Annotated in this window: 13 protein-coding genes; 10 read left to right on the top strand and 3 right to left on the bottom strand. The window is 59.9% G+C overall.

The features are described from left to right. Nucleotides 1-50 precede the first annotated feature (50 nt). The 4 genes from gyrB (at nucleotide 51) to HXX25_RS10990 (ending at nucleotide 4,267) form a co-directional block, all read left to right on the top strand. The gene (gyrB, locus tag HXX25_RS11005) at nucleotides 51-2,468 is read left to right on the top strand and encodes a DNA topoisomerase (ATP-hydrolyzing) subunit B (protein ID WP_187165959.1); all 2,418 of its coding nucleotides are present in this window, start codon (nucleotides 51-53) and stop codon (nucleotides 2,466-2,468) included. A 127-nt stretch (nucleotides 2,469-2,595) separates the two neighbouring features. Further along, nucleotides 2,596-2,997, top strand: a complete 402-nt coding sequence (locus tag HXX25_RS11000) for a hypothetical protein (protein ID WP_187165958.1) — start codon at nucleotides 2,596-2,598, stop codon at nucleotides 2,995-2,997. Between the two features lie 110 nt (nucleotides 2,998-3,107). Next, complete coding sequence (locus HXX25_RS10995) at nucleotides 3,108-3,800, top strand: histidine phosphatase family protein (RefSeq protein ID WP_233347000.1); 693 nt, start codon at nucleotides 3,108-3,110, stop codon at nucleotides 3,798-3,800. 14 nt (nucleotides 3,801-3,814) lie between these two features. Then, nucleotides 3,815-4,267, top strand: a complete 453-nt coding sequence (locus HXX25_RS10990; RefSeq protein WP_187165956.1) for an isoprenylcysteine carboxylmethyltransferase family protein — start codon at nucleotides 3,815-3,817, stop codon at nucleotides 4,265-4,267. On the opposite strand, the gene thpR is transcribed toward HXX25_RS10990, so the two are convergent. Then, complete coding sequence (gene thpR, locus HXX25_RS10985) at nucleotides 4,264-4,827, bottom strand: RNA 2',3'-cyclic phosphodiesterase (protein ID WP_233346655.1); 564 nt, start codon at nucleotides 4,825-4,827, stop codon at nucleotides 4,264-4,266. The two genes, HXX25_RS10990 and thpR, sit on opposite strands and share 4 nt — an antisense overlap. Before the next feature lie 160 nt (nucleotides 4,828-4,987). On the opposite strand from thpR, the gene HXX25_RS10980 reads away from it, so the two are divergent. Then, complete coding sequence (locus HXX25_RS10980) at nucleotides 4,988-5,734, top strand: Bax inhibitor-1/YccA family protein (protein WP_187165955.1); 747 nt, start codon at nucleotides 4,988-4,990, stop codon at nucleotides 5,732-5,734. A 50-nt stretch (nucleotides 5,735-5,784) separates the two neighbouring features. On the opposite strand, the gene HXX25_RS10975 is transcribed toward HXX25_RS10980, so the two are convergent. After that, on the bottom strand, nucleotides 5,785-6,105 hold the full coding sequence (locus tag HXX25_RS10975) for a DUF2794 domain-containing protein (protein WP_187165954.1): 321 nt from the start codon (nucleotides 6,103-6,105) through the stop codon (nucleotides 5,785-5,787). 333 nt (nucleotides 6,106-6,438) lie between these two features. Between HXX25_RS10975 and HXX25_RS10970 the strand changes: the two genes are divergently transcribed. The 5 genes from HXX25_RS10970 to HXX25_RS10950 are packed head-to-tail and all read left to right on the top strand — an operon-like array spanning nucleotide 6,439 to nucleotide 11,156. Then, nucleotides 6,439-7,170, top strand: coding sequence for an ABC transporter ATP-binding protein (locus HXX25_RS10970; protein WP_187165953.1), 732 nt, complete (start codon nucleotides 6,439-6,441; stop codon nucleotides 7,168-7,170). Next, nucleotides 7,167-7,919, top strand: coding sequence for an ABC transporter permease (locus HXX25_RS10965; protein WP_233346653.1), 753 nt, complete (start codon nucleotides 7,167-7,169; stop codon nucleotides 7,917-7,919). Before HXX25_RS10970 ends, HXX25_RS10965 begins: the two co-directional genes overlap by 4 nt. Then, a complete protein-coding gene (locus HXX25_RS10960; RefSeq protein ID WP_187165952.1) occupies nucleotides 7,916-9,751 on the top strand; it encodes a GldG family protein in 1,836 nt (611 codons plus the stop codon). The genes HXX25_RS10965 and HXX25_RS10960 overlap by 4 nt, the downstream gene beginning before the upstream one ends. Next, nucleotides 9,748-10,776, top strand: coding sequence for a DUF4340 domain-containing protein (locus HXX25_RS10955; RefSeq protein ID WP_187165951.1), 1,029 nt, complete (start codon nucleotides 9,748-9,750; stop codon nucleotides 10,774-10,776). The genes HXX25_RS10960 and HXX25_RS10955 overlap by 4 nt, the downstream gene beginning before the upstream one ends. Then, nucleotides 10,773-11,156, top strand: a complete 384-nt coding sequence (locus HXX25_RS10950; RefSeq protein ID WP_187165950.1) for a VOC family protein — start codon at nucleotides 10,773-10,775, stop codon at nucleotides 11,154-11,156. Before HXX25_RS10955 ends, HXX25_RS10950 begins: the two co-directional genes overlap by 4 nt. A 6-nt stretch (nucleotides 11,157-11,162) precedes the next feature. Here HXX25_RS10950 and HXX25_RS10945 read toward each other — a convergent pair whose 3' ends face one another. Beyond that, nucleotides 11,163-11,897 (bottom strand): thioredoxin family protein, encoded by a 735-nt coding sequence (locus HXX25_RS10945; protein WP_187165949.1) that lies wholly within the window; start codon nucleotides 11,895-11,897, stop codon nucleotides 11,163-11,165. Nucleotides 11,898-11,913 lie beyond the last annotated feature (16 nt).

The following is an 11,913-nucleotide window of genomic DNA, read 5'->3' as shown; positions in this document are numbered from 1 at the left end:
TATGTAGTTCAAGCATGGCGCGAGTGGGGCGATTCAGATAGACTAAGGCCATGAGCGAAGAACAAAATCAGGATTACGCAGCCGGCTCCATCAAGGTCCTCAAGGGACTGGATGCCGTCCGCAAGCGCCCCGGCATGTATATCGGTGACACCGATGACGGATCCGGGCTTCATCACATGGTTTATGAAGTGGTGGATAACGCCATCGACGAAGCGCTCGCGGGCCATGCTGACGAGGTCCGGGTGACGTTGCACGCCGACGGGTCTGCCAGCGTGTCGGATAATGGCCGCGGCATTCCGGTGGACATGCATGAGGGCGAGGGCGTTTCGGCGGCTCAGGTCATCATGACCCAGCTCCATGCGGGCGGAAAGTTTGACCAGAATTCCTACAAGGTATCCGGCGGTCTCCACGGTGTGGGTGTGTCTGTTGTGAACGCCCTGTCGGAATGGCTCGACCTGCGTATCTGGCGTAATGGCAAGACGCATGAAATGCGCTTTTTGATGGGCGATCCGCAAAATGGCGAAGATCTGAAGATTGTCGGCGATGCACCGGATGCCAAAGGCAGGAAGCTGACGGGAACCGAAGTCCGCTTCATGCCATCCGATACCATTTTCACCAATATCGAATTCAAGCGGGAAACGCTGATCCACCGCCTGCGCGAGCTGGCTTTCCTGAATTCCGGTGTGCTGATCCTGTTCCGCGACAAGCGCGATGATGAGGGATTTGAAGAGCGGCTTTTCTACGAGGGGGGCGTCGCGGCGTTTGTCGAGCACCTGGATCGCGCCAAAACGCCGATCTTCACGCCGCCGGTGCTGATTTCCGGCGAGCGCGAGGGTGTCACGGTCGAGGCCGCGCTGGAATGGAATGACAGCTATCACGAGAATGTCTTGTGCTTCACCAATAACATTCCGCAGCGCGATGGTGGCACCCACCTCGCGGGGTTCCGGGGAGCGCTAACGCGTGTGATCAATACCTATGCGGCCTCCTCTGGCCTGGCGGCGAAGTCAAAAGTCACCATTACCGGCGATGATGCGCGCGAGGGTCTGACCTGCGTTCTGTCGGTCAAGGTGCCCGATCCGAAATTCTCGTCACAGACCAAGGACAAGCTGGTCTCCTCGGAAGTCCGCCCGGCGGTTGAGGGCACGTGTTATGAAATGCTGTCCCAATGGTTTGAAGAACATCCCAATGAGGCCAGGCAGATTGTGGGCAAGATCATCGAGGCCGCCGCCGCGCGGGAAGCGGCGCGCAAGGCCCGTGAGCTGACGCGCCGGAAATCGGCGCTGGATATTGCGTCCTTGCCCGGAAAGCTGGCCGATTGTCAGGAAAAAGACCCGTCGAAATCCGAACTCTTCATCGTCGAGGGTGATTCCGCTGGCGGCTCGGCCAAGCAGGGCCGCGCGCGTGAATTCCAGGCCGTTCTGCCGCTGCGCGGCAAGATCCTGAATGTCGAGCGGGCCCGATTTGATAAAATGCTGTCCTCGGAACAGGTGGGGACGCTGATTACGGCTTTGGGGGCCGGGATTGGCCGCGATCAGCTCGATCTGGACAAGCTGCGCTACCACAAGGTCGTGATCATGACCGACGCCGATGTCGATGGCGCGCATATCCGGACGCTGTTGTTGACCTTCTTCTATCGTCAGATGCCCGAGCTCATTACGCGCGGACACCTCTATATCGCCCAGCCGCCGCTTTATAAAATCACCCGTGGCCGGTCAGAGCGGTATGTAAAGGACCAGGCGGAGATGGACTCCTATCTGATCGAGGAGGGCTGCTCTGACGCCCTGCTGAAGCTGGCCAACGGGTCAACGATCGGTGGTGCCGATCTCGCGGACCGTGTGGAGAAGGCCCGGCTGGTCAAGCTGGCGCTGGTCCGCATGGCGGCGCGAGCGCCGGTATTCGCTGCGGAAGCCGCCGCATTGGCCGGTGCCATGGTGCCTGATGTTTCGCAGGAGGCCGCGGACAAGGCGGCGGGCATTCTCAATCGCTTCGCGGAAGAGGGTGAGGACAACTGGACGGCGACGCTGACCGACGATCACGCCCTTGTCTTCAAACGCGATGTTCGCGGCGTGACGGAAACCGCGATACTCGAAGAATCGCTGCGTGTTTCTCCGGAGGCGCGGCGTTTGTCGGACCGGGCTATTGCCATTGCAAGTGATTTTGTCGGGCCGGCCAACTATGTCACCAAGACCGTTGATACGGTGATCTATACGCCGACACAGTTGATGGCCGCCGTCACTGCGGCAGGTGCCAAGGGCATGAAAATTCAGCGCTATAAAGGGCTGGGCGAGATGAATGCCGAACAGCTCTGGGAGACGACACTGGACCCGGATGCCCGGTCTCTTCTTCAGGTCAAAATTGAAGAACTGGCTGAAGCGGATGATCTCTTCTCCAAGCTGATGGGTGATCTCGTCGAGCCACGGCGCGATTTCATTACCACTCACGCGCTTGAAGCCGAGGTGGATGTATAACGCCCGTCTTAAAGTCCTGATTACTGTTTGACGATACACCCTTGGGCTTCACATCCGTGTGCGGCTAAAGAGTCGGCAGCGGTCAACAGGTTCAGTGCTCATTATGGCAGGTTTTGGAAAAAGAGGCGTGACACAGGCTCCGAAGGCGTCAACGCCATCGGCGGCTCCGTCGCGAAAGCCCGTAGACGGGCCTGCGGCACCCGCGCCTCGCATCCAGACCGGCAATTCCCTTCATTGGGGCCGTGTTTTGCCATTGAGTGAAGGGTTCGGGATGGACGTGCCCGAAACACCCGGCGTCTATGCGCTGATGAGCGGCAAGCGGGAAAGCGACATGGTTTTTCTGGGCGGGGCGAAGAATCTGCGGGAAGAGTTTCTGAAAGAAATTTCGACCCAGATGTCACTCGAGAATCCACATGCACGGTTTTTCTGTTGCGCGGAAACCCCGACGCCTTATGAGCAGGCCGAAAAGGAAATCCAGATTTTCCGCCGGCGGTTTGGCAGGAAGCCCTTGTTAAACAGCGGATTCTGATCCCGAGACCCGAACCTCTCATTATTGTCATGATATCTGCCGTCGCCTTTTGGCGATAGTTGCGTTAAGGACTCGCTCCGCTTTCCCCACGGAGTTGAATCTTGAAATTCATGAGACATCTCGACAGCCCGGCGTTCGGAGAGACGTCAGTCCGCGCAGCGCAATGGCGCACGGCTCTTTTAGCCGTTGCGACAATTGCGCTTGGATTCGTATTTTCCGCGTCTGCGCTCGCGGATGACAGCTTTGACCGTCCGGCCCTGTTGATGGCGGCCGATGAGGGAACGCGTGCCGATATCGGGTTGGCAGATCGTCATATCCTGATCGTGCGCCATGCCCGCAAGGCCGAGGAGTCCTGCAATGCGCTGGATTGTCCGCTCGGCGATACCGGCCTGGCAATGGTGGCGCGCCTGAACGAGCTGCTTGGCGACCCCGACTTCGATGCGGTCTATTCATCCGGGGCTTGCCGGACCTATGAGACAGCGTTGCCGGCGGGAGACGTCATTCAACACGCCGCTGCCGCGTCCGCGCCCGCCCTGTGTGGTGGCGGAACGGCCGCGCGTACTCGTGAAGACGCGATCGCCGAAGCGATCGGTTCCGATGCGCGCTGGAGTTTCGTCGCAGAGCATTCCAATACCAGCTGCAACTGGATTGCGGCGATCGCCGGTGCCGACGCGCTCGCCGGAACGCTGTGCGAGAGCGGGCAGCTCACGTCTGCCGATTATGGCGATGTTTTCTGGCTTTACCGCATTGCGGGTGAATGGCGGGTCGAAGTGCTTGAGGGCATTTTCGACGTCGCCGGATAGGTTGGCCGTCTGGCATGAAGCCCGTTATCCCGCCGCCCGTCATCCTGATCTTCTTTATCGGTATTGCGCTGGGAATTGATGTTTTCTCGCCGTTTGATCTCCTGCTGGGACAATCCCGCTTGCCGCTGGCACTGGTATTTGGCGGTGTGGGCGTTCTGATCGCGGTGCTCGGCGTTCTGCAATTTCAAAAGCACAAGACCACGATCAATCCGCACAAGATTGACAAGGCCAAAGCGCTGGTCACCGGCGGCGTCTACCGCTTTACGCGCAATCCCATGTATCTCGGCATGCTGCTCGTGTTGATTGGCGTGGTTTTCTATTCCCGTGATGTGTTGGCTCTGGTGACCTTGCCGGGCTTTGTCGTCACGCTGAACCGCTTGCAGATTCAGCTGGAGGAGCGCGCCCTGAGGGCGATGTTCGGGGATGCGTTCGAGGCGTATTGCGCGCGCACGCGGCGCTGGATCTAGGCCAGCGGATATTCGGCCTCGATCCGGTAGGGATTATCGCCACGCCCGCCCTTCCAGGACGAATAGAGATAAAATCGGTCCGCCCGCCAGTCCGGACTTCGAAACAATGCGTGCCGGCGTTCGAAGGCCTGAATGGGGCTGAGCGGTGTTTCATGCAGATAGGCCAGGGTGATGTGCGGGATGAAGCTCCGCTTTTCGATGTTCAAACCGGCGCGCCGTGCCGCCCGTTCACAGGCGTGAGAGAGCAATAACAGCGACGGATGGGCGTCTATGCCCATCCAGAGGGCGCGGGGCTCCTCGCGGCCAAAATGGCCAGCGCCCCTGATGGAAAGATCAAACGGCTTGCAGTGGATGCGGGCCAGTTCATGATCAAGCGCTTCGGCGGCCTCATTGTCTACATTGCCGAAAAAGCTGAGGGTGAGATGCAGCGCCTCTTTCTGGCGCCAGTCCGCACCGGGTACACCCAGCTGCAATCCGGTCAGGCATTCGGTGATCCCGTCAGGCAAGGGCAGGGCGGCAAAGAGGCGTAGCGGCATGGGGTCAGGATAGACGCGTTTCATGGGTTAGATTAACCCTGCAGCTGCCATTCGCGGCCGGAAACAGGGGATTCGCCCGGCGCCCGTCTCCCCTTGTAATGGCGCGCCATTCGAACGATATTCAGCGCAACGGGTTTTGCCTTCGGGCCAAGGCCCATTCTGTGTTGAAGGAAAGAGAATTGCTATGAATGACAGCTATCGTGGTTATGCAAACGCCGCCGGTACGATGGATATGTCCGTCGATGCCGGGCTGCGCAGCTTCATGCTCGGCGTCTACAACAAACTCGGGCTCGGACTTTTTGTGTCCGGCCTGCTGGCCCTGGCGACGGCTTATGTTCCGGCCGTCCAGCAATTATTCTTTGTGGTCAACGAATCCGGCCAGCTGGCCGGCGTCACACCGCTGGGCATGATCGTCCAGTTCCTGCCGCTGGCGCTGATCTTCGGCTCCATGTTCTTCATGAAGAACCCGACCGCGTCGGGATCCGGTCTGCTTTACTGGGCCGTTGTGGCCTCGATCGGTGCCTCGCTGGGCGTGGTCTTCCTGATCTACACCGCGACCAGTGTGGCCACGACTTTCTTCGTGACCGCTGCGGCTTTTGGTGGCCTCTCGCTTTTCGGCTACACGACAAAGCGGAATCTGACCGCCATGGGCAGCTTCCTGATCATGGGCGTGATCGGCCTGATCATTGCCATGGTCGTGAACATGTTCCTGCAAAGCGAAATGATGGCCTTCATCATCTCCGCGATTGGCGTGCTTGTGTTCTCCGGCCTGATCGCATTCGATACGCAACGCCTGAAAGGCACGTATTACGCGCTGGGTGGTGATCAGGCTCAGATGGCCGTGGCCACCAATTTCGGCGCGCTGTCCCTCTACATCAACTTCGTGAACCTGTTCCAGTTCCTGCTGATGTTCCTCGGTGGCCGCGAATAGGTTTTTCCACCTCTAATGACAAACCCCGGCTCTCCGGAGCCGGGGTTTTTTTATTCTACGATCCGGAATCGCTTCCTGTCGAAATATTTGAGAAGCGGCCCGAGTTCGTGGCCGCGCTTGAGAATGGCACCGCCCGGGGCCAGGATTTTCCACGCACCCTGCTTTTTGGCATTCGCGGGTGTTTTCTCGATGCGGTAGAGCGGAAACTCGCTGGTGCGGCGGAAGATGGAGAAGACGGCGCGGTCTGACAGCCCGTCTATCGCGTAGTCCTTGCAATCGCCGCTGGCCACGAGCCGTCCGTAAACGCTGAGGATGGCATCTAGTTCGGGGCGGGCAAACATGACGGTGTCTTCGCGGGCCGAAACTGACATTCCCCTCATAAGCGAAACCGGGCTCCCTGATGGACGCCAGAGCGGAATCACTCCGGCTTTGTTACCAAGTATTCACGCATCGCCACAAAGCCGTCAAATTTCGGTCTTGTGAAGGCCGCATCCTGAAAACAGCTTTCACCTGTCGGTCGGACGGTTATTCAAAGGCTGCATGGTCCAGGTTTCAGACAGCCCCCCCAGCCCCCCGGATCAGCAGCATAACCTCCGGCCGACACCCTTCCTTCAGTCTTTCACCGTTCTCATCTGGCCAAGCCCGGCAACGCAAGTTATCGCTATGGGCATCATATCTCTTGCGATGAGGAAATTCACCAAGCCATGCTGACCGTTGACTCAGTGGTCAAAACATTCGGGCGCCGCACTGCGGTCGATCGCGTCAGTTTCGAACTCGCGACGGGAGAAGTGCTGGGCTTCCTCGGACCCAATGGCGCCGGCAAGACGACCGTCATGCGCATGATTGCCGGACGTCTCGAGCCCGATGGCGGACAGGTCCGCGTTGGTACGCATGACATGGTGCAGGATCGCCGGGCAGGACAGAGACTGGTGGGTTATCTGCCTGAAGGCGCGCCGGCCTATCGCACGATGACACCGCGGGAATTTGTCGGCTTCTGCCTGTCTGCGCGCGGGCATTCCGGCGCGCAATTGCGCAACGCCCGCGAGCTGGCGCTGGAGCGCGCCCGGCTCGGGCCCGAGGCTGGTCAGCAAATCGGTACACTTTCGAAAGGCTATACGCGGCGCGCTGCCCTCGCCGCTGCCATCGCGCATGATCCGCCCCTATTGGTGCTGGATGAACCGACAGACGGTCTCGACCCCAATCAGAAGCATGAAGTGCGCGCCCTGATCCGCGAAATGGCGGTCGACAAGGCGATCATCGTTTCGACCCATATTCTGGAGGAAGTGCCGGCGGTCTGCAGCCGCGTGATCGTCATCGACAAGGGCTGTATCCTGGTAGACGAGAATCCCGGCGAGTTTGCGGGCCGTGCACGGTCCGGCCGGCTGGATGATGCCTTCAGATCATTGACCCGGACCATCGACAAGGCGAGCGCATGATGTTTTCGCCTGCAGGATTTCTGGCGATCTACCGGCGCGAAATGTGGGCCTGGTTCACCACGCCACTGGCCTATGTATTTCTCGCCGCCTTTGCGTTTGCCGCGCCGGCCTTTGCATTCAATGTCGGCCGGTTCTTTGATACCAACCGGGCCGATCTTGCGCCGCTCTTTGCCTATATGCCCTGGCTGTTGATGATCCTGATGCCAGCGCTGGCGATGCGGGCCTGGGCCGAAGAGCGGGATCGCGGAACGCTGGAAATTCTGCTCAGCCTGCCGGTTTCGGTGTCCTCCATTGCGCTGGCCAAATTTGCTGCGGCCTGGACGGTCGCGCTGGCGGCGCTGGTTGCAACTGTCCCGATGTGGGTTGCGGTCAATTATCTCGGCAGTCCGGATAATCTGGCGATTGCGATCTCCTATCTTGGCGCTTTCCTCCTTGCAGGAAGCTATCTCGCGATCGGGCAGGCCCTGTCGGCCGCATCGGGCAGTCAGGTGACGGCTTTCGTGCTTTCCGTGCTGGCGTCCCTTTTCCTGACCATGGCCGGTTTGCCGCTGGTCACGGATTCGCTTTCCGGTACCGCCCCTGCCTTTGTGGTGGAGGCCCTGGCCTATTCCAGCGTGCTGGAGCGATTTGCGGCCTTCGAGCGCGGCGTGGTTGGCTTGGGAGACATTGTCTATTTCCTGTCACTGATTGGATTTGGCATCACGGCGGGCGGTCTTCAGGCCGGTGCCAGCCGGGAGGGTGGACGATGAATCGCCGTTGGCATCTCGCAGCGTTTATAGCGGCGCTTGTCACCGGGCTTGCTGGCGTCAACCTGCTCGCATCGGCGTGGCTTTCGGATATCCGGATCGACATAACCGAAGGCGGCCTTTACCGGCTTTCGGCCGGTAGCCGAAGCGTGGTCCGCGATATTGAAGAGCCGGTTCGCTGGACGTTCTACTATTCCCGGCGTACCGCAGCGGACTATCCCGCTGTGCGCGCCTACGGGGCCCGCGTTCGGGGATTATTGCGGACCTATGCTGCCGAATCTGATGGCAGAGTTCTTCTGACGGAGATTGATCCCGAGCCCTTCTCGGCGGATGAAGATGCGGCACTGGCTGCCGGATTGACGGCTGCCCCCGCCGGCGAGGGGCAGCGCATTTTCTTCGGGCTTGTGGCCGAGAATGCCGTCGATGACCGGCAGGTGCTGGCCTATTTTTCGGCGGAGCGTGAAGCGCTGCTGGAATACGACCTCACACGGTCCCTGTCAGAGCTCTCGAGAGAGGGGCGTGGCCAGCTGGGCGTCCTGACCAGCCTGCCCATCCGCCCGGGTGAAATCGGGGCCCGGCCCAGCCATATCGTTGATGAAATCGGAGCGGCCTATGATCTTCGCTGGCTGGATTCCGGCTTTCGCGCAATGCCGGACATTGATGCGCTTCTGGTGATCCATCCACCGCGCCTGACGGACGACCAGCTCTACATGCTGGACCAGTACGTTCTTTCGGGCGGACGGGTGATCATGGCGCTGGACCCGCTGGCCCTGTCCGCTTTCCGGGCAGGCCCGGATGGCCTGCCGCCGCCTGGTGCCCGGCGGTCTTCGACCCTGACGGACCTGTTATCCGCCTGGGGTGTTGAAATTCCGGCCGATCAGATCGCGATGGATCGCAGTCTCGGCCTGCCTGTACAGATCAATGAAAATGGCCGGAATCAGGTTCGAAACTATCCCCTCTGGTTTTCCGCAGGGCCGGCTCAGATGTCCGATGAGGACCTGACGACGGCGGATCTGCAACGCGGTGTGAATTTCGGATCGCCGGGGCTTATCCGGTTGTCGCCCGTTGACGGGCTGGGGGTTCGCATTCTGGTGCAAACCAGTGCCGACGGCTCTGTCACGGATACCGAAACGGCAGCCGGCAACCCGTCACCGGCGACGCTGTTGTCGAACTACGCGCCTGCCGGGTCCCCGCCGGTTCTCGCGGTTCGGCTGAGCGGGCTTTTCCCGTCGGCCTTTCCGGATGGTCCGCCGACAGGTGAGGGGTTGAATTCGCATCTGGCGACATCGCAGCGATCAGGTGATGTCGTTGTTTTCGCGGATGTTGACTGGCTGGATGACCCCTATTTCCTCCGCGAGGACAATGCGTTCGGACTGTCAATTGTTGCGGATAATCCGGCGCTTCTTCTTAATCTTGTGGATCTGGCTCTTGGCGATCCGGCTTTGCTTCAATTGCGGTCCCTGCCGTCCTCATCGCGCCCCATGAGCCGCGTCGAGGCTCTCAGAGCTGAAGCAGAAGCAGAATATGCAGACGAGCAGGCGGCGCTTGAAGTCCGCACTGAGGAAATCCAGTCCGAACTGGACGATCTGATGTCCGGCCGGCCACCCGTGGAGGCGGCGGATACGGGAACGACTCTGGAAAGCCGGATCGCCGAGTTGCGGGGTCAAATGGCGGTCGCCCGGGACGGCCTGCGGCGGATTGAGCGCGAGTTTCGCGAAGACATTGACGCGCTGGAGTCCGGATTGCGCTTCTGGACGATGTGGGCGCCTCCCATACTGATCCTGCTGGCCGGCTTCGGAATTGGTTTCTGGCGTCGCCGGAGGACGCTGTCATGAGCGTCAATACGCAACGCCGCCGTCAGGTTTTCATCGCCCTCGGGGCCGGTATTCTGCTCTTGTTGACCGGTATTGCGGCAACGATGCTGCAGGGTGCCCAAACGGTTTTACGGTCTCCACCGGAGACGTTGACGCCCCGACTTGTTGCGGCACCTGACACCGTGGCCGAAATCACAGTTGCGACGGCGGACGAGACCTTCCGTCTACGCCGAACCCTTGAAGGCTGGGCGCTGGTGTCTCATGACGGATATGAGGCTGATGCCGAACTTGCCGGGCGCCTGATTTCAGCCATCGCATCGCTGGAACCGGTTGGTGAACGGACGCGTCTGCAAAGCGGATATGAGCAATTGTCTCTTGGCGCCCCGGAAGACGGAGGCGGCGCGACACACATTATCCTGCTCGATAATAACGACCGGGAATTGGCCAATCTTTTCATCGGTGAGAGCCGCGCCGACGGGCATGTCTATGTCCGGCGTGCCGAAGAGGCGACGAGCTGGCTGGTGCGGGGCTATCTGCCGGAATTTTCCGATGTTACGCAATGGATGCAGCTGGAATTTCTGTCGCTCGGGCGCTCTTCCATTCGCGAGGCCTGCATTCTTCCGGAGGATGGAACGGGCTATTGTCTCCTGCGTCAGTCCCTGAGCTCGGAGGCTTTCAATCTGGTGTCGCCGCGGGGATGGACGCTGGTTTCACCCGGCGCGGGCGATGGCGTGGCCACTGTCCTTGGCCGGATCCGGTTTCGTGATGTTCGCCCGATTGCCGCGATGCGGGGGCCGCATGTCGCCGAGCATCGTATCTCGACGGTGAACGGTCTCGAAGTCACGCTCTTTATCCATGAGGTCGAGGGTCAGTATTGGGCGCGGGTTCTCGCTGTTGCCCATAGTGATTCCGCGCGTCCGGCCGCTATCGAACTGAACGAGCGGGCGGACGGTTGGGTCTTTGCACTGAGCGATCTGTCGGTTGAACGATTGATAAGGCCGCTTGACCGGATCGCGGTGGAGTTGGCGGACGGAGGAAATGAATGAGGCTTAACCAGATCACGCTGGATGTGCGCGATATTGCCCGGTCAAAAGCCTTCTATCGTAAACTCGGATTTCAGTTACTTGTGGACAGTCCGCACTATACCCGCTTCCTCGCGCCGGATGGCGACACCACATTTTCACTGCACATTGCCGACGATGTCGCTGTTTCGGGTGCCACGCTCTATCTTGAAACCGATGATGTCGATGCCGACAAGGCGCGGCTGGAAGCGGCGGGTATTGTTTTTGACACCGATGCCGAGGATCAAGGCTATTTGTGGCGTGAGGCCGAGTTTCGCGATCCGGACGGGCATCGCTGGAAGCTCTATCATGCCGGCGAAAACCGGATAGACCCGCCGTGGCGTGTCAAATCCGGCGAAATTTGATCAGAGTCATTCCCGGTCTGTCATGGAACGGCGGAAATCAGCGGCTCCATAGATCGGGCCGCCATTGCCGCCCTGAACAAGGAAAACGCCGGCCAGGCCTTCGGGCAGAGCAGCACCGTAGCTGTCTTCACCCTGCTGCCATTCACCCAGCTCGAAAATTGCGGTGACCGGGTTGTAGACACGAATTTCGCGCCCGGCATTGTTGCCGCCCTCGACATTCACCGTGCGCCAGCCGGGCACATAAGCGGCAATATATACAATGGCCGGGTCGGGCGAGGGCACAGAGCCGTCAATATCGATCGTGAAATTGCCCTCGCCATGATGCTGGACATTGATCTCAACCGATCCGGTCATGGTGAGCTGGCGGTTCGCGATCTGGGCGAGAATCCCCTCGGGCCGAGAGCCGCCGACTTCTGTGGTGCCATCAATGACAAATTGCGGCGTGTAAATGCGGGCGAGATCCATGCGGGTCTTGTAGTCACGCTGACGCTCGACAAATTCCGGACGGGCATAAGTGTCCTGCCAGCCGTATATATCCCAATAATCGACGCTGAAACTGAGGGCGATAACGTCCGGCCGTTCATCCAACCGCCCGAGATATTCGTTGGCAGCGGGGCAAAGCGGGCAGCCCTGACTGGTATAGAGTTCGATCAGTACCGGACGTGGCGGTGCGCTCGTCGGCTCATGCGCTGGTCCGGCGAGCAGTGCGGCAAAAACAAGGCTGAGCAATCCGTTGATCATGTCTTTCTAGATAGTG

The sequence above is a fragment of the Hyphobacterium sp. CCMP332 genome (assembly GCF_014323565.1).
Taxonomy (GTDB): Bacteria; Pseudomonadota; Alphaproteobacteria; order Caulobacterales; family Maricaulaceae; genus Hyphobacterium.
The sequence above is the reverse complement of the archived record's forward strand: the minus strand, read 5'-3'. Positions and strand labels throughout refer to the sequence as shown.